The following is a 21,311-nucleotide window of genomic DNA, read 5'->3' on the forward strand; positions in this document are numbered from 1 at the left end:
TCTAGTCAGAGAATTCTGCGAAGGCGGGGCTGATGCGCCGCGCCGCGGCCCCGGACGGGGGTGTCCCCGTCCGGGGCCGCACCCGGCCGGTCAGTCCTTCACCATGTCCTGCGGGTACCAGCGCAGCTCGACGGTGTTGCCGTCCGGGTCCCGGACGTACACCGACTGCGCCTCGCCCCGGGCGCCGGAGCGGGAGACCGGGCCCTCCAGCACGTCGAAGACGCCCGAGTCGATGACCTCCTGCCAGTCCAGCGGCTCGACGACCAGGCAGATGTGGTCCACGTTCGACTCATGGCGCGGCCGGCCCAGCAGGTCGATGATCGTCACCGGGCTGACCCGTACCGACGGGAACGGGAACTTCCCCGCCCGCCACTCGTCCACCTTGATCGATTCCAGGCCGAGAAGGCCGCAGTAGAACTCCAGGGATCGCTCGACGTCCTGCACGTTGAGCACCAGATGGTCGAAGTCCTTCACTCTCACTCGCACGTACGGCCTTTCTCCCGCCCGAGAGCGGTTCGGTTCGGTCCGATTCAGTTCTGTCTGATTCGGTTCGGTTCGCATGTCTCAGGGAGCCGGGGGCGCGGGAGGCCGGGGAATGCCGGCCGGCAGGGGCAGCAGCTGCTCCTCCTCGTGGTCGAGGTGCGCGTTCGGCTCCGTGGACATCCTGTCGAGTTCGGCGCGTGGATCACGCACGCGGGACGGCGGGTCGCACCCGTCACGGCACACGGCCTCCGGCGCCGGACGCGGACGGCTGCGGGGTGGGAGCGGAACGGGGTGCCCGGGGCAGAACCGCGGGGCGTGGACGACGAGGTACGGCCGTGCCGTCACGGCGGGCGTCGGCGTCAGATGCAGGGCGCGGAGTACGAACTCATGAGGGCCCCCTCGTGCGGAAAGGGTGTTCACCCGACCACCGGCCGGCCCACTGCTCCCGGCCGGCGTCACGTGACACCGCGTCCATTACACGCACCCCGGCAGGGCCTGTCAACGCGGTCCCGGCCCCCCGCCGGGCGCTTCTACCCTTTGCATCATGCACATTCCGCCCGCACATGCGCTCGTGGCCACCGACCTGGACGGCACGCTGCTGCGCCGCGACGACACCGTGAGTCCCCGCACCCGTGCCGCACTCGCCCTGGCCGCCCGCGCCGGGGCCCGGCACCTCGTCGTCACCGGACGGCCCGTGCCCGGCATGCGCGCGCTGCTCGCCGGGCTGGGGTACCGGGGCCCGGCGGTCTGCGGGCAGGGCACCCAGCTGTACGACGCCGGGTCCGGACGGCTGGTGCGCACGGTCACCCTGGACCGGGACGCGGCCGACACCGCGCTCGGCAAGATCGAGGCCGAGGTGGGGCCGGTCTTCGCGGCCGTGGACCAGGACGGGCCCGAGGGCCGCACCCTGATCGAGCCGGGCTACCGGATGCCCCACCCGACGCTGCCCGCCCAACGCACCCGCAACCGCCACGAGTTGTGGTCCGCCCCCGTGGTCAAGGTCCTCGTCCGGCACCCGGAGCTCACCGACGACGCGCTGGCCGAGGCGGCCCGCGGGGTCGTCGGCGACCTCGCCACCGTCACGCACTCCGGCCCCGGCACGGTCGAGCTCCAGCCGTACGGGGTCGACAAGGGAACCGGTCTCGCGCTGGCCGCCGAATACCTCGGGGTGGCCGCGGACACCGCGATCGCCTTCGGGGACATGCCCAACGACCTGCCCCTGTTCCGTGCGGCCGGGCACGGCGTCGCCATGGCCAACGCCCACCCGGACCTGCGGGCCGCAGCGGACGAGGTGACGTCGTCGAACGAGGACGACGGGGTCGCGAAGGTGCTGGAGTGGGTGTTCGGCTGAGCGCGAGCGGCACGGAACACAACGGGCACGGAACACGGTGGGCACGGAACACAACGGGGACGGAACGCAGGTGCGGGACGCGGAAGGGCCCCGCCGAACGGCCCGTGCCGCCCAACGGCGGAACGATCAGAGCGACATCAGGCAGTACAGCCGGTGCGGCTCGCTCCGGGACGCGGCCTCCTCGGCCAGGTCCGCCAGTCTCCCGAGGAAGTCGGCCAGGTCCTCGGGCCGGGCGCTCCCGCCGAACTCCTCGATGTGCGACCAGGATTCGGCCACCGCGGCGAACCCGCCGGGCCGCGCGGACACCAGGGCGTCACGCAGCTCGTCGGTGAGCGTGACCAGCCAGCGGGAATCGTCCTCGGGGGAACTGAGCAGCCGGTTGAAGCGCGGCAGTGGCGTGATGTCGTCGTACGGCGTGCCGGTGAGCAGGCTCTCGGCCTGCCCCAACTGCACGTACGGGTCGATTCCCTTGACCGGGAGCACCGGGAATCCGGCGGCCCCGGCCCCCTCGTCGAACGCCGTCAGGGCCGCCGCGTCGTCCGGCGCACCGAAGTAGTCGTACAGATTTCCCATGTGCGCATGCTCGCACGGCCCTCTGACAACGGGGCCGGGCGCGGCACACCGTCCCGTGAGGAGTCCGGGCGCGGGGCGTCGCCCGTTCTCAGGGTTCCGGAGGTGCCCCGATCGCCCGCAGCACATGCGCGACCAGGGCGGCGATCTCCTCCTCGTCCTGGATCGGCATGCGCAGGACATGGCGGTAGTACATCGGGCCGTACAGCATCTCCACGGCCAGCGGGAGATCGGCGTCCGGCGGGATCTGGCCCTGTTCCTGGGCCCGGCGCAGCCGGCCGACGGCCTCCTCGCAGCGGGGGGCGATCAGCTTCGACCTGACGATCTCGGTGAGGGCGTCGTCGTGGTGCATCTCGGAGAGGATCCCGGAGTACGCGGGGCCGAAGGGCGGCGTGGAGATGAGCCGCACCGCGCCCATCACGTTGCTCCGCAGGTCGGCGGCGATGTCCCCGGTGTCGGCGAACGGCGTCGTGCCGACCAGGGCCTCGGTGAACGCCTCCAGGATCACCGCGCTCTTCGACGGCCACCAGCGGTAGATCGTCTTCTTGCTGACGCCCGCCCTGGCCGCGATGGCCTCGACGGTGACGCGCCCGTACCCCTTCTCCGTGCACAGTTCGAGGGCGGCCTCCAGGGTCGCCCTGCGTGATCTCTCGCTGCGGCGCAGTGAACTCGGCGATGTGATCATTCGGTGAGCATAGGGGTGTTTGAACCGGGCCTTGTTGACAGCCTGTCGCCAGAGGTCGAACAATACCCAGGCGGAAACGGAACGTGCCGTGTCGTGTCGTTCCCGTGACCCGCACCGTTCGTGCCGTTCGTGCCGCGACGAGCCGATCGGGGGACGGCTCGCCCGGCCGACGGCGCGAGCGGTGACCGTCCCCGCACTCCGCGTGCCCGACCGGGGCCGTCCCGCGCGTCAGGCCGTGATGTCCTTCGCCGTGAAACGGGCCCAGGCAGCCGAGCCGAACACCGCCGCGTACAGGCCCTGGAGCCCCAGGTTCCTGACCACTTCGTCCCAGTAGACCGGGGCCCGCAGCAGATCCGCGTACGACAGCCAGTAGTGCGGGAAGAGGTACGGGTGGATTCCGCTCAACTGCGGGATGCTGTCCACGATCTGAACGGTGATCAGTATTCCGACGGTGGCGGCCATGGCCGCGATCCCGCTGCCGGTCAGGGTCGAGATGAACAGACCCACGGCCGCGAACCCGGCCAGTGACGCGGCGACGACCACCGCGACCAGTCCGGCCCGCAACAGCCCCTCGCCGAAGCCGATCCGCGTCCCCGAGATGGTCGTGACCTCCCCGACGGGGAAGAGCAACGCGCCCACGGCGAGCGCGGACAGCGCCACGACCAGGGTCGCGACCAGGCAGAACACCAGCACCGAGGCGTACTTCGTCAGCAGCAGCCGGGTCCGGCCGGCCGGGGCGACCAGCAGGTAGCGCAGCGTTCCGGCGTTCGCCTCGCCCGCGACCGAGTCACCTGCGACGACCCCGACGGCCATCGGCAGGAAGACCGGGAGGGTCACCGCGAGGGCCGCGAAGACCAGGAAGAGCCCGTTGTTGGTGACCTGGGAGAGGAACGCCGGGCCCGCCCCGCCGCCCGGTCCGTGCGGGGAGTCGCCGCCCGTCTCGATGCGCACCGCGATGCCGATCAGCACGGGCACGGCGGCCAGCACCCCGAGCAGGGCCAGGGTGCGCCAGCGGCGGAGGGTGGTGACCAGCTCGGAACGGAGGATCCCGAAGGTCCACAGCGGACTCCTCCCGGTCCTCGCGACCCCGGGCGCGCTTTCAGCCTGCGACATCGAAACCCTCTCCGGTGAGTGCGACGAAGGCGTCCTCCAGCGAGGCCCGTTCGACGCCGAAGGACCGCAGGCGCACCCCTGCGTGGACCAGTGCCGCGCTGAGGTCGGCGAGTTCGACGTCGCCCGGCGGCGCCTCGGCGCTCACCCGGTCGCCGTCGGCCGTGACGCCGGTGACGCCCAGCTCCGCCAGGACCCGCGCGGCGTCGCCCGGGTCGGGGGTGGTGACGGTCAGCCGACCGCGGGTGCCCGCCGCCAGCTCCGCGACCGGGCCCTGGACGACCAGCCGGCCCCGGGCCATCACCGCGGCGTGCGTGCAGACCTGTTCGATCTCGTCGAGGAGGTGCGAGGAGAGGAAGACCGTGGTGCCCTCCGCCGCCAGTTCCCTGACCAGGGCGCGGATCTCCCGCATGCCCTGCGGGTCGAGGCCGTTGGTCGGTTCGTCGAGGACCAGCAGGCGGCGCGGCTGGAGCAGGGCGGCGGCCAGCCCGAGGCGCTGCTTCATGCCCAGGGAGTACGCCCTGGCCTTCTTGTCGGCCGCCGCGGACAGCCCGACCCGTTCCAGGGCCTGCCCCACCCGGGCCCGGCGGGTGCGCGGATCGGCGGTCGGGTCGGCGGAGTCGTACCGCAGCAGGTTGTCCCGGCCGCTCAGGAATCCGTACAGCGCGGGCCCCTCGATCAGCGCGCCGACCTGCGGGAGCACGGTGCGGGCGGCGTCCGGCACGGGATGGCCGAGGAGCCGCGCGGTGCCGGCCGTCGGGGTGATCAGGCCCATCAGCATCCGGATGGTGGTGGTCTTGCCCGAGCCGTTGGGACCGAGGAAGCCGAAGACGCTGCCGCCGGGGACACTGAGGTCGAGGCCGTCCACGGCGAGCTGTCCGCCGCGGTAGCGCTTGGTGAGGCCCCGCGTCTCGATCACGGCCGCCGGGCCGTCACCGGTCCCGAAATCGCCGCCGGTCCGGGGGCCGCCGCCGGTCCGGGGGCCTTCTGCCGTCCCAGAGTCACCGAAGTCACCGGAGTCGCCGGAGTCACCGATCGTCCCGGAGTCGCCGGCCGCCCCGGATTCGTCGGCCGCCCCGGGTCTGCCGGACGGGCCGGTGGCCGCTCCCGATGCGGGGACCTCTTTCGGCTCGGCCGCGGTCCCGGGCTCTGTCATGCGTACTCCCCATGGGTCGGCAGGGTTCGTTCGTCCGGCCGGGCGGACCGGACGTCCCCGGGCCGTGCTCCGGCGGTGCCGTCCGCCCGGACGGGGGCGGACGTGGCGAACCGCCCCGCCGTACGGAGCGTACGACGGGGCGGGTGCGCGGTGTCGGGGCGCGCGGCGCGCCCCCGCGTCAGGAGGCGTTGTTCGCCGCCTCGACCAGCGCGTCCTTCGTGACCGCGCCGACGTAGACCTTGCCGTCGTCGGTCATCAGCGCGTTGACCAGGCGGGTCTTGAAGACCGTGCCCGAGCCGAACTTGCCGGTGACCTTGTCGCCGAGCGAGTCCAGGAACTGCTGGGCCTCGGCCGGTACCTCGTCCGACGCCTTCGAGGGGAGACCGGTGCCGCCCGGGGTGCTGATCTCCGCGATCGCGTTCCAGCCCTCGCCGATGATCTTCGTGTCCCCGGCCCCCCGGTCCCCGGCACCCGACTGGCCGACGCCCGGGAACAGTCCGTCGAGGCCCTTGCCCAGACCCTTGTCCAAGCCCTTGCCCTGCTCGCGCTGCGCCTTCGCGTCGTCGGCCTCGGTCACCTCGGTGCCCTTGGGCGGGGTGAACGTGAACGAGGAGGCGTCCGGCTTCCCGAAGTCGACATCGGTGAACCCGGCGTCGACGACGGGCTTGCCGCCGGCACTCGCGAGGAGGGTGAACTTCAGCGGCACGCCGTTCTCCGCGTCGACCGCGACCGTGGCCGAACCGATCGTGGAGCCGCTCTGCTTCGGCTTGACGACCAGCTTGTACGCGTCGCGTCCGGCGATCCGGGCGGTGCCGTCGACCGTCACGGACGTGGTGGGGCCCGCCGCCTCCAGCAGCTGCTCGGCCAGCTCCTTCGGGGTGGCCGGGACGCCGTCGGGGGCGGGGTGCGCGGACTTCCCGCCGGAGCCCCGCGCGGACTTGTCCGCGGTGGCGTGGTACGCCTGGTCCGAGCCGCTGTCGTAGGCCCAGACCTCGTCGCCGTTGCGGATCAGGCTGTACTCCGAGGCGTTGTCCAGGATCGACAGCCGCTGCTTGTCGGGGCCGTCCGCGGCGACCCGGAGCGTGTGCGTGCCGGACGCCAGCTCCGTCATCCGCTCCTGCGGGTCGGCGCTCTCGCCGCCACCGCCGCCCTGGACGAAGGCGTCGGCCAGGCCGCCGAGCGAGGGGATGCCGAGGTCCGTGCTGATGCGCACCGTGCCGGAGAGCCGCTCGGTGTCCGAAGCGGCGATCTTCTCGATGAGTTCCTGTGCGGTGATCTTCGGCAGATCGGGGTCACCGGTGCTCGCGAGCGCCGGCACGAGCCCGATCGTCGCGGCCGCCACTCCCGCCACCGCGACCGGGACGATGTAACGCGCCGCCTTCCGGCGGCCGACGGCGGTGCCCCTGGTCCCGCCGGTCTCTGCGCTGTCGTTCGGTGCCATGTGTGCCCTACCTCCGTGGTCGGCGGCTTCCGTCCAGTTGCACTCGTCCACTCCGTGCCGCCATTCTCACCGGTTTGGTCAGGAGTGGACGTTCTCCATCTGACCAAATCGGTGACCCGAAGGCGTCAGCCCGCGGGAGCAACTCCGCCTACCTCTTCGGTATGACACCGCGCGGGTCCGACTGCTCCGTCCCGTAGGGGGCGTACGGCGGGGGCGAGTTGGGCAGGGCGCGGTCACCGCCGCGCCCCGGCACGCGGGACCGCGGCCGTCCGGCTCTCAGCCCGCCCGGTGCACCACCGCGTCGCACAGCTCCTCCAGCGCGGCCTTGGCGTGGCTCCCGGGCAGCGGCGCCAGCGCCGCCCGCGCCTCCTCCGCGTACCGGATGGTGTCCCGCTTGGCCTGCTCCAGCGCCGGGTGGACGCGCAGCCTGCGCAGCGCCTCGGCGTGCCGGGCGTCGTCCTCCAGACCGGCGTCCAGCAGCGCGACGAGCTCCAGGTCCTCCGGCCGGCCCTCGGCCGCCGCCCGGGCCCGCAGGTGCAGCACGGGGAGGGTCGCGATGCCCTCGCGCAGGTCGGTGCCCGGGGTCTTGCCGGACTCGTGCGAGTCGGACGCGATGTCGAGCACGTCGTCGGCCAGCTGGAAGGCGACGCCGAGCCGCTCGCCGTACTGGGTGAGGACGTCGACGGTCGACTCGTGCGCACCGGCCATCATCGCGCCGAACCGGCAGGCCACCGCGATCAGCGAGCCGGTCTTGCCGCGCAGCACCTCCAGGTAGTGCTCCACCGGGTCGCGGCCCTCGTCCGGGCCGGCGGTCTCCAGGATCTGGCCGGTGACCAGCCGCTCGAACGCCTCCGCCTGGATGCGTACGGCCTCCGGGCCGAGGTCGGCCAGTATGTGCGAGGCACGGGCGAAGAGGAAGTCGCCGGTCAGCACGGCCACCGAGTTGCCCCAGCGGCTGTTGGCGCTGTCGACGCCGCGGCGCACGTCCGCCTCGTCCATCACGTCGTCGTGGTAGAGCGTCGCGAGGTGCGTCAGCTCGACGACGACGGCGGCGGGCACCACGCCCGGCGCGTCGGGGTCGCCGAACCGGGCCGCCAGCATCGCCAGCAGTGGCCTGAAACGTTTGCCTCCGGCTCGGACGAGATGCTGTGCGGCCTCCGTGATGAAGGGCACGTCGCTCTTGGTCACGTCGAGCAGCCCGGCCTCGACAGCAGCCAAACCGGCCTGGACATCGGCCTCAAGAGCATGGTCCCGCACGCTCAGTCCGAACGGCCCGACGACGGTCACGAGGGGATCTCCTGTCTGCTGACGATCACACGGAATACCGATGCGTCGCTGTCATCACTCAAGTCAGCGTATCCGGTCCCCTTTGGATCACCGTGGGCGCCTTCCCGCCGCCGCCGGTATGTTCGTGATCAGCTCGTACGATCAGGAGTACCCCTTTTGTCCAACGCGGCCGCAGACACCGAACCGACTCAGCCTCCCCCGGGCGATGACCAGGCCTTTTTCGGCCAGCCTCGGGGGCTGATGACCCTGTCCGGCCTGGAAGTCTGGGAACGGTTCTCGTTCCTCGGCATGCAGGCGATCCTGGTCCTCTACTTCGCCGACACGGTCGCCCACGGCGGCATGGGAATGGAGCCGGGCACCGCCGCGTCCGTCTCGGCGGCCTACGGAACCCTGGTCTACCTGGTATCCGTGGCGGGCGGCTGGCTGGCCGACCGGATGCTCGGCTCGTACCGCGCCGTCCTGTACGGCGGCATCCTCATCGCCTGCGGGCATTACGCCATGGCGGTGCCCACCGACGCGATGACCTGGATCGGCCTCGGCCTGATCAGTGCCGGCACCGGCCTGCTCAAGCCCAATGTGGCCACCATGGTCGGCAAGCTCTACCGCACCGACGACGAGCGCCGCGACGCGGGCTTCGCCCTCTACTACATGGGCATCAACATCGGGGCGTTCCTCGGCCCGCTGATCACCGGCTGGCTCGGGGACCACGCGAGCTGGCACTGGGGCTTCTCGGCCGCCGCCTTCGGCATGACCCTCGGCCTCGCCCAGTACGTACTGGGCCGGCGTCACCTGGCCGGGCGAAGGCACAGTGCCGAATTCGCGCTGGCACCGGCACCCATGCGCCGCGCCGTCCGGCTGATCGTCGCCGGTGCCGTCGTGGTCGCGGTCCTCGCCACCGTCCTGGCCCTGACCGGGTGGCTGACCATGGACCGCTTCGTGGACCTGCTCACCCTCGTCTCGGTGATCGCGCCGGTCGTGTACTTCGTGGTGATGTTCCGCAGCCCGCGGGTCACCGGCGAGGAACGCGGCAGGCTGCGCCCGTACGTGGTGCTGTTCCTGGCCTCCGTCGTCTTCAACTTCATCCTGTTCCAGGCGTACTCGACGATGATGCTGCTCGCGTCGACCAACGCCCGCACCGAGATCCTCGGCTTCCACTTCCCGGCGAGCTGGTACGCCTCCGCGCTCGGCGCCTTCGAGGTCGCGCTCGCCCCGGTGGTCGCCGCGGTCTGGGCCCGGATGGGCCCGCGCCAGCCGCACGTCTCCAACAAGATCGCCCTCGGGGTGATCCTCGGCGGGCTGTCCTTCCTGCTGATGGTGGTGCCGACCTCCGGGCACTCCGGCGACACCTACCGGATGGCCGCCTGGTGGATCGTCGGCTCCTACCTGCTGCTCGGTCTCGGCGACATCCTGCTGGAGACCTCCGGGATGTCCGCGACCACCAAGCTCGCCCCCGCGGCGTTCGCCAGCCAGACGATGGCGCTCTGGTTCCTCTCGCTGGCCCTCGCCAACGGCATCCAGGCCCAGGTCGTGAAGTTGTACGGAGAGGTCTCCAACCCCGCCTACTTCGGTGTCAACGGCGCGATCGCGGTGGTGGCCGGTCTGGCCGTCGTCGCCGCCGCGCCCTGGCTCAAGCGCACCATGCACCCCGTCCACTGAGGTGACGCCATGCACATCCGCACCACGTTCCCGTACGACACCACCCATGAGGACGTCCGCATCCCGCTGCCGGACGGCACCCGGCTGTACGCGCGGATCTGGCGGCCCGTCACCGACGAGCCGGTGCCCGCGCTCCTCGAATACCTGCCGTACCGGCTGAGCGACTGGACCGCGCCGCGCGACTGGCAGCGCCACCCCTGGTACGCGGGCCACGGCTACGCCTCCGTCCGGGTGGACGTGCGCGGCCACGGCAACAGCGAGGGCCTGCCGGGCGACGAGTACGACGCGACGGAACTGGCCGACGGCGTCGAGGTCGTGCACTGGCTGGCCCGGCAGGACTGGTGCTCCGGCCGGGTCGGCATGTTCGGCATCTCGTGGGGCGGCTTCAACTCGCTCCAGATCGCCGCACTGGCCCCCGAACCGCTGAAGGCGGTCGTGACCGTCTGCTCGACCGACGACCGCTACGACAACGACGTCCACTACATGGGCGGCTCGGTGCTCGCCGTCGACATGCACGCCTGGGCGGCCACCATGCTGGCCTTCGTCGCCCGGCCGCCGGACCCGGCGCAGGTCGGCGAGGACTGGAAGGACATGTGGCGCAGACGGCTGGCGTCCGTCGAACCCTTCATCCACACCTGGCTGGCCCACCAGACCCGCGACGACTACTGGAAGCACGGCAGCGTCTGCGAGGACTACTCCGCGATCCGGGCGAACGTCCTCGCGGTGGGCGGCTGGCACGACCCGTACCGCGACACCGTCCTGCGGCTCGTCGAGCACCTCGACCCGGACCGGGTGCGCGGGCTGATCGGACCCTGGTCGCACCAGTACCCGGACCGCGGGCTGCCGCCGGGCCCGTCGATCGGCTTCCTCCAGGAGACGCTGCGCTGGTGGGACCAGCACCTGAAGGACGAGGACACCGGCGTCATGTCCGAGCCGCTGCTGCGGGCCTGGATCAGCGACTCGCACCGCCCCGCCACCGTGTACGAGACGCTGCCGGGCCGCTGGGCGGGCGAGACCCGCTGGCCGTCTCCGAACGTCACCCCGGTGGCTTACGCCTTCCGGGGCGGGCCGCGGATCGTCGACTCGCCGCAGCAGACCGGACTGGACGCCGGGCGGTTCTTCCCGTTCGGCAACGACGCCGACCTGCCGCCCGACCAGCGCGACGAGGACGCCAAGTCGGTCTGCTTCGAGTTCCCCGTCGAGGGCGAGCCGATCGAGATCCTGGGCCGCCCCCGGGTGAATCTGCGCATCCGGACGGACGCCCCGCGCGGCCAGGCGATCGCCCGGCTCTGCGACGTCGCACCGGACGGCTCCTCCACCCTGGTCACCCGGGGCGCGCTCAACCTGGCCGCCCGGCACGGCCGCGACCGCACCGACGACTGGCCGGTCGGCGACACCGAGGACGTGACCTTCGAACTGAACGCCATCGGGCACGCCTTCCCGCCCGGCCACCGGATCAGGCTCGCGGTCTCCTCCTCGTACTGGCCGTGGATCTGGCCGCAGGCCGGATCGGCCGGATTCACCCTGGACGCCGAGGGCAGCCTCCTCGAACTGCCGGTGCGCCGCCGCATCCAGGACCCGAACATCCGCTTCGAGCCCCCGGAGCAGTCGGAGCCGCTCGGCGTCGTCCACCCGGTGACACTCGACGAGCAGCGCCCCGAACGGCTGGTGGTCCGCGACGTCGCCAAGGGCGAATGGCGGCTGGAGGTGGACCCGCGCTACGGCGGCACCCGCATCTACCCGGACGGCCTGGAGTTCACCGAGGACGCCCTGGAGACGTACACGATCCGGGAGGACGACCCGCTCACCGCACACGCCCGCTCCGACTGGGCGATCCGGCTGCACCGGCCGGAAATGGCCTGGGACGTGCGGATCGAGACCCGCTCCGAGACCGGCGCTGACGCCACCGACTTCATCACGTCCAACGAGGTGATGTGCAAGGAGGGCGGCGAGGTGATCTTCCACCGCACCTGGGAGAAGCGGATCCCGCGCACGTCCGGCTGAGCCTCCGTCGCGGACCGCGCCCCCGGGAGGGGCATGGCGGAACTTTCCGGGCATCAGGGGCGGTTGGGGCACTCCCACCGGGTGGTGGCACCCACGTAACGTGTCCCCCAAGCGACCTGGAAAGCGAGGCGGCAACACATGCCCGAGCAGAGCAGCCCGCTCGATCTGGCCGAGGGCGACCCCTTCGGTCCGCACAACCTTCCGTACGGAGTGTTCTCCACCCCCGACCACCCCGAGGACCGCCGGGTCGGCGTCCGCATCGGCAACCACGTCCTGGACGCCGGGGCCGCCGCGCACGCGCTCGGCTCCCCCTACGCGCAGCTCCTCGCCCAGCCGGACCTGACCGCGCTGCTGGCGGCGGGCCGCACCACCTGGCGGGACGTCCGGCGGGCCCTGACCGCCTGGGTCACGGTCCCGGCGCACCGCGCCGACATCGAGCCGCTGCTGCACCCGCTCGACACCGTGACGCTGCACCTGCCCTACGCGGTCGGGGACTACGTCGACTTCTACGCCAGCGAGAACCACGCCACCAACGTCGGGCAGATCTTCCGGCCGAACGGCGAGGCGCTGACGCCCAACTGGAAGCACCTCCCGATCGGCTACCACGGCAGGTCCGGCACCGTCGTCGTGTCGGGCACGGACGTGGTGCGTCCGTCCGGCCAGCGCAAGGCGCCGACCGACCCGGCCCCCGTCTTCGGCCCCTCCGTCAAGCTGGACATCGAGGCCGAGGTCGGCTTCGTCGTCGGCGTCGGCTCCGAGCAGGGCACCCCCGTCCCGCTCGGCGACTTCCGCGACCACGTCTTCGGGCTCTGCCTGCTCAACGACTGGTCGGCGCGGGACATCCAGGCCTGGGAGTACGTCCCGCTCGGCCCGTTCCTCGGCAAGTCCTTCGCCACGTCCGTGTCGGCCTGGGTGACCCCGCTGGAGGCGCTGGAGTCGGCCCGGGTCGCGCCCCCGGCCCGCGACTTCCCGCTGCTCCCCTATCTGGAGGACGCGGACGAGGACGAGGCCGGCGGCTTCGACCTGCGGATCTCCGTCGCGATCAACGGGCAGGTGGTCGCCGAGCCGCCGTTCGCCACCATGTACTGGACGGCGGCCCAGATGCTGGCCCAGATGACGGTGAACGGCGCGTCGCTGCGCACCGGCGACCTGTACGGCTCCGGCACGGTCAGCGGTGCCGAGCCCGGCCTGCGCGGCTCCCTCCTGGAGCTGACCTGGAACGGCCGCGATCCGCTGGACCTCCCGGACGGCAAGCGCACGTTCCTGGAGGACGGCGACGTCGTGACGATGACGGCCTGGGCGCCGGGACCGGACGGCACCCGGGTCGGGATCGGCGAGGTCACCGGACGGATCGTGCCCGCGTCATGACATCTCCCGCCCCGGAGCTCACGCTCCCCGAGGAACTGCTGCTGCTCGCACTGCACCCGCTGCGCGGCAAGCCGCTGTGCCGCTACCGCTTCCTGGAGTACGGGGTGGCGGGCGCGGCCCTGCGGGAGCTGGAGTTCCAGGGCCGGGTCGCCGAACGGTCCGGGTGGATCCGGGTGGTCGACCCGCTCGCTCCCCCGGACCCGTTCCTCGCCCAAATCCTGGGGAGCCTGTCGGCCCCGGAGGCGGGCAGGCCCGGGGACGGCGGGATCGACGTGCGGCGCTGGGTCCGGCAGGCCGGCCGGTACGCCGGGGAACTGTGCACGGAGCACCTGGTGCGCCGCTCGGTCCTGCGCCGGGAGACCCACCGGTTCCTCGGCCTGCTGCCGTACCACCGCCATCCGGCGACGGACCCGGCCCGGTCCCTCGCGGTCCGGGACCGCTTCGCCGCCGCCGAGGCCGCCGGTTTCCCGGACCCGCGCAGCCGGGCCCTGGCCGCGCTGGTCTCGGCGGCCGACCTGGCGTCCGAGGTGGGCCGGGGCGGTCTGCGCGACCGCTGGGCGATGCGCGACCTGGCCCACGACGACTGGGCCGCCCGCGCGGTGCACGAGAACGTCCGCCGGGACCGGTCGTCCGGGAACCGCGGGCCGCTCTTCAGCTCGAACAGCAGCTCGGGCGACGACTGAGGGTGCCGCCAGGCCCTGGAAACCTGCCGGTCGGCCGCACACGGGGCGTTCACACGTTCGGGGGGCCTTCCTCTGTTTCCGACAGAAACGGGAGAAGGCCCGCGAGCCGCAGTAGTCCGCCCGTGCCACCCCCGCCGCCCGGTCCGTACCGCTCACTCGTACTCGGTCACTCGTACTCGGGGGGCTCCTCGTCCCAGCCGAACTCCGGGTCGTCGTCGGGGGCGGCCGGGGCCGTCGGTGCCGACGGGACCCGCGTGGCGGGGGCCGTGGCCGGGGCGGACTCCAGGGGCTGCTGTTCCGGAGCCGGGGCCGGGGCCGCCGTCGCTCCCGCCTCCCCGAACGTGGCCAGGACCTCCAGCACCCCCTCCCCGTACGTCGCCAGCTTCTTCTCGCCCAGGCCGCTGATCCCGCCCAGCGCGCTCGTCGAGTCCGGCCGGGCCGTGGCGATCTCGCGCAGTGTCGCGTCGTGGAAGATGACGTACGCCGGGACGCCCTGCTCCTTCGCCCGTGCGCCGCGCCAGGCCCGCAGCGCCTCGAAGACCGGGACGGCCTCGGGTGCCAGCTCGGCCCCGGCCGTCTGCGACTTCGCCCTGCGTTCGCCCTTCGTGGACCGCGACGCGGGCTTCGGGGCCTCCTTGCGCAGCAGCACCTCGCGCCCGCCGCCGAGCACCGAGCCGCTCTCCTCGGTCAGCACCAGCGTGCCGTACTCGCCCTCGACCGCGATCAGCCCCTGGGCCAGCAACTGCCGCACCGCGCCGCGCCATTCGGCCTCGGTCAGCTCGCCGCCGATGCCGAAGACCGAGAGCTGGTCGTGGTCGAACTGGATGACCTTTGCGGTCTTGCGGCCGAGCAGGATGTCGATGATCTGGCCCGCGCCGAACTTCTGCCCGCGCTCCCGCTTCAGCCGCACCACGGTCGACAGCAGCTTCTGGGCGGCCACCGTGCCGTCCCAGTTCTCCGGCGGGGTGAGGCAGGTGTCGCAGTTGCCGCAGGACTCCTCGGTCGGGTCCTGGCCGAAGTACTTCAGGAGCTGGCCGCGCCGGCACCGGACCGTCTCGCACAGGGCGAGCATCGAGTCGAGGTGGGCGGCGGCACGGCGGCGGAAGGACTCGTCGCCCTCGCCGCCCTGGATGAGCTTGCGCTGCTGCACGACGTCCTGGAGGCCGTACGCCATCCAGGCCGTGGACGGCAGCCCGTCGCGCCCGGCGCGGCCGGTCTCCTGGTAGTAGCCCTCGACCGACTTCGGCAGGTCGAGGTGGGCGACGAACCGTACGTCCGGCTTGTCGATGCCCATGCCGAAGGCGATGGTCGCGACGACGACCAGGCCCTCCTCGCGCAGGAACCGGGACTGGTGGGCGGCGCGGGTGCCCGCGTCGAGCCCCGCGTGGTACGGGACGGCCTCGATGCCGTTGCGGCAGAGGTACTCGGCGGTCTTCTCCGTCGAGTTGCGCGAGAGGCAGTAGACGATGCCCGCGTCCCCGGCGTGCTCGTCCTTGAGGAAGGAGAGCAGCTGCTTCTTCGGGTCGGCCTTCGGCACGATCCGGTACTGGATGTTGGGCCGGTCGAAGCTGGCGACGAAGTGCTTGGCGTCGGGCATGCCCAGGCGCCCGGTGATCTCCTCGTGCGTGGCGGCGGTCGCGGTCGCCGTCAGGGCGATGCGCGGCACCTCGGGCCAGCGCTCGCCGAGGACCGACAGGGCCAGGTAGTCGGGGCGGAAGTCGTGGCCCCACTGGGCCACGCAGTGCGCCTCGTCGATCGCGAAGACGGAGACCTCGCCGCGGGAGAGCAGCGCCAGCGTGGAGTCGAGGCGGAGCCGTTCCGGAGCCAGGTAGAGCAGATCGAGCTCACCGGCGACGAACTGCGCCTCCATCGAGCGGCGCTCGTCGAAGTCCTGCGTCGAGTTGATGAAACCGGCGCGCACGCCGAGCGCCCGCAGGGCGTCCACCTGGTCCTGCATCAGCGCGATCAGCGGGGAGACGACGACGCCCGTACCCGATCTGACCAGGGACGGGATCTGGTAGCAGAGGGACTTCCCGCCACCGGTCGGCATGAGGACCACGGCGTCCCCGCCGGCCACCACGTGGTCGACGATCGCCTCCTGCTCGCCGCGGAACGCCTCGTATCCGAACACCCGGTGCAGCGTCCGCCGTGCGTCGCTCTCGGTCACATCCATGGTCCCGCCCGTCGTGCCATCGTCCTGTCCCGGCTCCGTCCCGGACCGGTCGCGGCTCGTCCTTGTCCGCCGCCGTCCCCTGCCACGATAGGCGCCGCGTACGACAACGCCGGACGGGCTTGACTTCCAGGGCCCGTCCGGCGTCGTCGCTGCTGTGCGCGGGGTGCTACCGCACGAAGACTCCCGCCTGGCTCGCCAGGTCCAGGAAGTACTGCGGGGCCAGGCCCAGCACCAGGGTGACGGCGACGCCGACCGCGATCGTCGTCATCGTCAGCGGGGACGGGACGGCGACCGTGGGGCCGTCCGCCTTCGGCTCGCTGAAGAACATCAGCACGATGACCCTGATGTAGAAGAACGCGGCGATGGCCGAGGAGATCACACCGACCACGACCAGACCGCTCGCCCCGCCGTCCGCCGCAGCCTTGAAGACGGCGAACTTCCCGGAGAAACCGGAGGTGAGCGGGATGCCGGCGAAGGCCAGCAGGAACACCGCGAAGACCGCGGCGACCAGCGGCGAGCGGCGGCCGAGCCCGGCCCACTTCGACAGGTGCGTGGCCTCCCCGCCCGCGTCGCGCACCAGGGTGACGACGGCGAACGCGCCGACCGTCACGAAGGAGTACGCGCCCAGGTAGAAGAGGACCGACGAGATGCCGTCCGGGGTCGTGGCGATCACACCGGCGAGGATGAAGCCGGCGTGGGCGATCGAGGAGTAGGCGAGCAGCCGCTTGATGTCGGTCTGGGTGATGGCGACGACCGCGCCGCCCAGCATCGTGACGATCGCGACGCCCCACATCACCGGACGCCAGTCCCAGGCGAGCCCCGGCAGCACCACGTACAGCAGGCGCAGCAGCGCGCCGAACGCGGCGACCTTGGTGGCCGCGGCCATGAAGCCGGTGACCGGGGTCGGGGCGCCCTGGTAGACGTCCGGGGTCCACATGTGGAACGGGACGGCACCGACCTTGAAGAGCAGGCCGGTCAGGATCATCGCGCCGCCGATCAGGAGCAGCGCGTCGTTGCCCATGGTGTCGGCGAGCGCCGGGTCGACCCGGGTGACCGAGCCGTCGATCACCTGGGCGATGCGCGCGTACGAGACGGAGCCCGCGTACCCGTAGAGCAGGGCGATCCCGAAGAGCAGGAACGCCGAGGAGAACGCGCCGAGCAGGAAGTACTTCACCGCGGCCTCCTGCGACATCAGCCGCTTGCGGCGGGCGACGGCGCACAGGAGGTAGAGCGGAAGGGAGAAGACCTCCAGGGCCACGAAGAGCGTCAGCAGGTCGTTGGCCGCCGGGAAGACCAGCATGCCGGCCACCGAGAACAGGACCAGCGGGAAGACCTCGGTGGTGGTGAATCCGGCCTTGACCGCGGCCTTCTCGCTGTCGCTGCCGGGGACCGAGGCGGCCTGGGCGGCGAAGGAGTCCACCCGGTTGCCGTGCGCGGCCGGGTCGAGGCGGCGCTCGGCGAAGGTGAAGACGGCGACCAGCGACGTCAGCAGGATGGTGCCCTGCAGGAACAGCGTCGGCCCGTCGATCGCGATGGCGCCCATCGCGGCGATGTGGGCCTTCGTCGTGGCGTATCCCCCGGCGGCCAGGCCGACGACCGCGGCGAACGCGGCGGCCAGGGCGACGACCGTCAGGAAGACCTGGGTGTAGTGGCGGGCCCGGCGCGGCACGAAGGCCTCGACGAGCACGCCCAGGACGGCCACACCGATCACGATGAGGACCGGCATCAGCTGGGTGTACTCGATGACCGGCGCCTCGAACTTCTCGCCCGGGGCCGCCGTCGTCACCCCTCCCGCCGTCGTCCACAGGTTGTGGACAGCTGTTGCGCTCACTTGGCGGCCTCCACCTCGGGCTGGGGGTCCTTCTTCTGGACGTCCGACATGGTGTGCTGCACCGCCGGGTTGACGATCTCGGTCAGCGGCTTCGGGTAGACGCCCAGGAAGAGCAGCAGCCCGATCAGCGGGACGACCACGGTCAGTTCCCTGACCTTGAGGTCCGCCATGCCCCGGACCTCTTCCTTCACCGGGCCCGTCATCGTCCGCTGGTAGAGGACGAGGACGTAGAGCGCGGCGAGGACGATGCCGGTCGTGGCGACGATGCCCGCCGCCGGGTAGGCGCTGAACGCGCCGACCAGGACCAGGAACTCACTGACGAACGGGGCGAGTCCGGGCAGCGACAGGGTGGCCAGACCGCCGATCAGGAAGGTGCCGGCCAGGATCGGCGCCACCTTCTGCACCCCGCCGTAGTCGGCGATGAGCCGCGACCCGCGCCGGGTGATCAGGAAGCCCGCCACCAGCATCAGCGCCGCGGTCGAGATGCCGTGGTTGACCATGTAGAGCGTGGCGCCGGACTGGCCCTGGCTGGTCATCGCGAAGATGCCCAGGATGATGAAGCCGAAGTGCGAGATCGACGCGTAGGCGATCAGGCGCTTGATGTCGCGCTGGCCGACGGCGAGCAGCGCTCCGTACACGATGCTGACCAGTGCCAGGACGACGATCACCGGGGTCGCCCACTTGCTGGCCTCCGGGAAGAGCTGGAGGCAGAAGCGGAGCATCGCGAACGTGCCGACCTTGTCGACGACCGCGGTGATCAGGACGGCGACCGGGGAGGTCGCCTCGCCCATGGCGTTGGGCAGCCAGGTGTGCAGCGGCCACAGCGGGGCCTTCACCGCGAAGGCGAAGAAGAACCCGAGGAACAGCCAGCGCTCGGTGCCGGTCGCCATGGACAGCGAGCCGTCGGCGCGGGCCGCGGCGATCTCGGAGAGCGAGAACGTCCCCGCGACCACGTACAGCCCGATCACGGCGGCCAGCATGATGAGCCCGCCGGCCAGGTTGTAGAGGAGGAACTTGACCGCGGCGTACGAGCGCTGGGCCGCCGCGTTCTCGTCGCTGCCGCTGTGCGCCCGGTCCCCGAAGCCGCCGATGAGGAAGTACATCGGGATGAGCATGGCTTCGAAGAGGATGTAGAAGAGGAAGACGTCGGTGGCCTCGAAGGAGAGGATCACCATCGCCTCGACCATCAGGATCAGGGCGAAGAAGCCCTGGGTCGGGCGCCATCGATACGGCTTGGTCTCGATGGGGCGTCCCCTGCTCGAACGGAGTTGAGAGCTCGGGGAAGGGTCGGCGTCGTGCCAGCCGGCCAGGATGACGAAGGGGATCAGCAGCGCGGTGAGCGCCATGAGCGCCACCCCGATGCCGTCCACGCCCAGCTCGTAGCGGACGCCGAAGTCCTTGATCCAGGCGTGCGATTCGGTGAGCTGGTAGCGGTCGCCGCCGGGCTCGAAGCGGGCGAGCGCGACGCCCGCCAGGACGAGCGTGGCCAGCGAGAACACCAGCGCCGTCCATTTGGCGGCGGTGCGCCTGGCGGCCGGGACGGCGGCGGTGGCGACCGCACCGATCGCCGGGAGTGCCGCCGTCGCTGTCAGGAGGGGAAAGGACATGGTGATCAGACCGCCCTCATCAGCAGGGTCGCGGCGATGACGATCGCCGTACCGCCGAACATCGAGACCGCGTAGGAGCGGGCGTAGCCGTTCTGCAGCTTGCGCAGCCGGCCGGAGAGCCCGCCCATCGAGGCGGCCGTGCCGTTGACGACACCGTCGACCAGGGTGTGGTCGACGTACACCAGGGAGCGGGTGAGGTGCTCGCCGCCGCGGACCAGGACCACGTGGTTGAAGTCGTCCTGGAGGAGATCGCGGCGGGCGGCCCGGGTGAGCAGCGAGCCGCGCGGGGCGACGACCGGCACGGGCTTGCGTCCGTACATCGCCCAGGCGATGGCGACGCCGACGACGAGCACCACCATCGTGGCGGCGGTGACCGTGGTGGCGCTGACCGGCGCGTGTCCGTGGCTGTGGCCGGTGACCGGCTCCAGCCAGTTCAGGAAGCGGTCGCCGATGGAGAAGAAGCCTCCGGCGAGGACCGAGCCGACCGCGAGGACGATCATGGGGATGGTCATCGACTTCGGGGACTCGTGCGGGTGGGGCTCGTTGCCCTCCGCGTCGGGCTGCCAGCGCTTCTCGCCGAAGAACGTCATCAGCATCACGCGCGTCATGTAGAACGCGGTGATCGCGGCGCCCAGCAGGGCCACCGAGCCGAGGATCCAGCCCTCGGTGCCGCCCTTGGCGAAGGCCGCCTCGATGATCTTGTCCTTGGAGAAGAAGCCGGACAGGCCGGGGAAGCCGATGATCGCCAGGTAGCCGAGACCGAAGGTGACGAAGGTGACCGGCATGTACTTGCGCAGGCCGCCGAACTTCCGCATGTCCACCTCGTCGTTCATGCCGTGCATGACCGAGCCGGCGCCGAGGAAGAGCCCGGCCTTGAAGAAGCCGTGCGTCACCAGGTGCATGATCGCGAAGACGTAGCCGATCGGGCCGAGCCCGGCGGCCAGGATCATGTAGCCGATCTGCGACATCGTCGACCCGGCGAGGGCCTTCTTGATGTCGTCCTTCGCGCAACCGACGATCGCACCGAAGAGCAGCGTGACGGCTCCGACGATCACGACGACCAGCTGTGCGTCCGGCGCGGCGTTGAAGATCGCGCCGGACCTGACGATCAGGTACACGCCCGCGGTCACCATCGTCGCGGCGTGGATGAGGGCCGAGACCGGGGTCGGGCCCTCCATCGCGTCACCGAGCCAGGACTGCAGCGGCACCTGGGCCGACTTGCCGCAGGCCGCGAGCAGCAGCATCAGGCCGATCGCCGTCAGCTTGCCCTCGCCCGTCTCCCCCGTCGCCTCCAGCACGGGGCCGAAGGCGAAGGTGCCGAAGGTGGTGAACATCAGCATGATCGCGATCGACAGGCCCATGTCGCCGACGCGGTTGACCAGGAACGCCTTCTTGGCGGCCGTGGCCGCGCTGGGCTTGTGCTGCCAGAAGCCGATCAGCAGGTACGACGCCAGACCGACGCCCTCCCATCCGGCGTACAGCAGCAGGTAGTTGTCGGCGAGGACCAGCAGCAGCATCGCCGCGAGGAACAGGTTCAGATAGCCGAAGAAGCGGCGACGGCGCTCGTCGTGCTCCATGTAGCCGATCGAGTAGATGTGGATCAGGGTGCCCACACCGGTGATCAGCAGCACGAAAGTCATCGACAGCTGGTCGAGCTGGAAGGCCACGTCGGCCTGGAAGCCCTCGACCGGAACCCAGCTGAACAGCTTCTGGTGCAGCGTCCGGTCCTCGGCGCCCTTCCCCAGCAGGTCGAGGAAGAGCACGACGCCGATGACGAACGAGGCGGCGGCGAGCAGGGTGCCGAGCCAGTGTCCGGCGCGGTCCAGCCGTCGGCCGCCGCAGAGCAGGACCGCCGCTCCGAGCAGAGGCGCCGCGACGAGCAGCGCAATCAGATTCTCCACGATTC

Annotated in this window: 16 protein-coding genes and 1 pseudogene; 5 read left to right on the forward strand and 12 right to left on the reverse strand. The window is 71.6% G+C overall.

Annotated features, from left to right (window positions below):
• Positions 1–90 precede the first annotated feature (90 nt).
• Positions 91–480, reverse strand: a complete 390-nt coding sequence (locus ABZZ04_RS02330) for a VOC family protein (RefSeq protein ID WP_356930645.1) — start codon at positions 478–480, stop codon at positions 91–93.
• Between the two features lie 84 nt (positions 481–564).
• Positions 565–681 (reverse strand): annotated as a pseudogene (locus ABZZ04_RS02335) (nitroreductase family deazaflavin-dependent oxidoreductase); the annotation flags it as partial.
• A gap of 346 nt (positions 682–1,027) precedes the next feature.
• On the opposite strand from ABZZ04_RS02335, the gene ABZZ04_RS02340 reads away from it, so the two are divergent.
• Entirely contained in the window at positions 1,028–1,834 is an 807-nt protein-coding gene (locus ABZZ04_RS02340) for an HAD family hydrolase (protein WP_356930303.1), read from the forward strand.
• Positions 1,835–1,960: 126 nt separating this feature from the next.
• Here ABZZ04_RS02340 and ABZZ04_RS02345 read toward each other — a convergent pair whose 3' ends face one another.
• From ABZZ04_RS02345 to ABZZ04_RS02370, 6 genes are all read right to left on the reverse strand, one after another.
• Positions 1,961–2,407 (reverse strand): hypothetical protein, encoded by a 447-nt coding sequence (locus ABZZ04_RS02345; protein ID WP_356930304.1) that lies wholly within the window; start codon positions 2,405–2,407, stop codon positions 1,961–1,963.
• 88 nt (positions 2,408–2,495) lie between these two features.
• Entirely contained in the window at positions 2,496–3,089 is a 594-nt protein-coding gene (locus ABZZ04_RS02350; protein ID WP_356930305.1) for a TetR/AcrR family transcriptional regulator, read from the reverse strand.
• 228 nt (positions 3,090–3,317) lie between these two features.
• On the reverse strand, positions 3,318–4,202 hold the full coding sequence (locus ABZZ04_RS02355; RefSeq protein WP_356930306.1) for an ABC transporter permease: 885 nt from the start codon (positions 4,200–4,202) through the stop codon (positions 3,318–3,320).
• Positions 4,189–5,355 carry an ABC transporter ATP-binding protein gene (locus ABZZ04_RS02360; protein WP_356930307.1) on the reverse strand — a complete coding sequence of 389 codons (1,167 nt, stop codon included), beginning with the start codon at positions 5,353–5,355 and terminating at the stop codon, positions 4,189–4,191. Before ABZZ04_RS02360 ends, ABZZ04_RS02355 begins: the two co-directional genes overlap by 14 nt.
• Before the next feature lie 178 nt (positions 5,356–5,533).
• Positions 5,534–6,796, reverse strand: a complete 1,263-nt coding sequence (locus ABZZ04_RS02365; protein ID WP_356930308.1) for a DUF2092 domain-containing protein — start codon at positions 6,794–6,796, stop codon at positions 5,534–5,536.
• A 276-nt stretch (positions 6,797–7,072) separates the two neighbouring features.
• Positions 7,073–8,083, reverse strand: a complete 1,011-nt coding sequence (locus ABZZ04_RS02370) for a polyprenyl synthetase family protein (RefSeq protein ID WP_356930309.1) — start codon at positions 8,081–8,083, stop codon at positions 7,073–7,075.
• A gap of 156 nt (positions 8,084–8,239) precedes the next feature.
• Here ABZZ04_RS02370 and ABZZ04_RS02375 point away from each other — a divergent pair, with 156 nt between their 5' ends.
• The 4 genes from ABZZ04_RS02375 (at position 8,240) to ABZZ04_RS02390 (ending at position 13,794) form a co-directional block, all read left to right on the forward strand.
• On the forward strand, positions 8,240–9,739 hold the full coding sequence (locus ABZZ04_RS02375; RefSeq protein WP_356930310.1) for a peptide MFS transporter: 1,500 nt from the start codon (positions 8,240–8,242) through the stop codon (positions 9,737–9,739).
• 9 nt (positions 9,740–9,748) lie between these two features.
• The gene (locus ABZZ04_RS02380; protein ID WP_356930311.1) at positions 9,749–11,743 is read left to right on the forward strand and encodes a CocE/NonD family hydrolase; all 1,995 of its coding nucleotides are present in this window, start codon (positions 9,749–9,751) and stop codon (positions 11,741–11,743) included.
• 138 nt (positions 11,744–11,881) lie between these two features.
• Complete coding sequence (fahA, locus tag ABZZ04_RS02385; RefSeq protein ID WP_356930312.1) at positions 11,882–13,111, forward strand: fumarylacetoacetase; 1,230 nt, start codon at positions 11,882–11,884, stop codon at positions 13,109–13,111.
• A complete protein-coding gene (locus tag ABZZ04_RS02390) occupies positions 13,108–13,794 on the forward strand; it encodes a GPP34 family phosphoprotein (protein WP_356930313.1) in 687 nt (228 codons plus the stop codon). Before fahA ends, ABZZ04_RS02390 begins: the two co-directional genes overlap by 4 nt.
• A 166-nt stretch (positions 13,795–13,960) precedes the next feature.
• On the opposite strand, the gene recQ is transcribed toward ABZZ04_RS02390, so the two are convergent.
• The 4 genes from recQ to nuoL all read right to left on the reverse strand — a co-directional run bounded on the left by recQ (position 13,961) and on the right by nuoL (position 21,306).
• On the reverse strand, positions 13,961–15,967 hold the full coding sequence (gene recQ / locus ABZZ04_RS02395) for a DNA helicase RecQ (RefSeq protein WP_356930314.1): 2,007 nt from the start codon (positions 15,965–15,967) through the stop codon (positions 13,961–13,963).
• A gap of 166 nt (positions 15,968–16,133) precedes the next feature.
• Positions 16,134–17,798: an NADH-quinone oxidoreductase subunit NuoN gene (nuoN, locus tag ABZZ04_RS02400; protein ID WP_356930315.1), complete on the reverse strand. Its 1,665-nt coding sequence runs from the start codon at positions 17,796–17,798 to the stop codon at positions 16,134–16,136.
• The gene (locus ABZZ04_RS02405) at positions 17,795–19,405 is read right to left on the reverse strand and encodes an NADH-quinone oxidoreductase subunit M (RefSeq protein ID WP_356930316.1); all 1,611 of its coding nucleotides are present in this window, start codon (positions 19,403–19,405) and stop codon (positions 17,795–17,797) included. The genes nuoN and ABZZ04_RS02405 overlap by 4 nt, the downstream gene beginning before the upstream one ends.
• Positions 19,406–19,410: 5 nt before the next feature.
• Positions 19,411–21,306 (reverse strand): NADH-quinone oxidoreductase subunit L, encoded by a 1,896-nt coding sequence (gene nuoL, locus ABZZ04_RS02410; RefSeq protein ID WP_356930317.1) that lies wholly within the window; start codon positions 21,304–21,306, stop codon positions 19,411–19,413.
• Positions 21,307–21,311 lie beyond the last annotated feature (5 nt).

The organism is Streptomyces sp. NPDC006435 (assembly GCF_040612315.1).
Classification (GTDB): Bacteria; Actinomycetota; Actinomycetes; order Streptomycetales; family Streptomycetaceae; genus Streptomyces.

Coding starts and splice junctions, on each gene's coding strand:
- ABZZ04_RS02340 (WP_356930303.1), top strand. CDS start 1,028: ATGCACATTCCGCCCGCACATGCGCTCGTGGCCACCGACCTGGACGGC.
- ABZZ04_RS02345 (WP_356930304.1), bottom strand. CDS start 2,407: ATGGGAAATCTGTACGACTACTTCGGTGCGCCGGACGACGCGGCGGCC.
- fahA (WP_356930312.1), top strand. CDS start 11,882: ATGCCCGAGCAGAGCAGCCCGCTCGATCTGGCCGAGGGCGACCCCTTC.
- ABZZ04_RS02360 (WP_356930307.1), bottom strand. CDS start 5,355: ATGACAGAGCCCGGGACCGCGGCCGAGCCGAAAGAGGTCCCCGCATCG.
- ABZZ04_RS02380 (WP_356930311.1), top strand. CDS start 9,749: ATGCACATCCGCACCACGTTCCCGTACGACACCACCCATGAGGACGTC.
- recQ (WP_356930314.1), bottom strand. CDS start 15,967: ATGGATGTGACCGAGAGCGACGCACGGCGGACGCTGCACCGGGTGTTC.
- ABZZ04_RS02405 (WP_356930316.1), bottom strand. CDS start 19,405: ATGTCCTTTCCCCTCCTGACAGCGACGGCGGCACTCCCGGCGATCGGT.
- ABZZ04_RS02350 (WP_356930305.1), bottom strand. CDS start 3,089: ATGATCACATCGCCGAGTTCACTGCGCCGCAGCGAGAGATCACGCAGG.
- ABZZ04_RS02390 (WP_356930313.1), top strand. CDS start 13,108: ATGACATCTCCCGCCCCGGAGCTCACGCTCCCCGAGGAACTGCTGCTG.
- ABZZ04_RS02365 (WP_356930308.1), bottom strand. CDS start 6,796: ATGGCACCGAACGACAGCGCAGAGACCGGCGGGACCAGGGGCACCGCC.
- ABZZ04_RS02355 (WP_356930306.1), bottom strand. CDS start 4,202: ATGTCGCAGGCTGAAAGCGCGCCCGGGGTCGCGAGGACCGGGAGGAGT.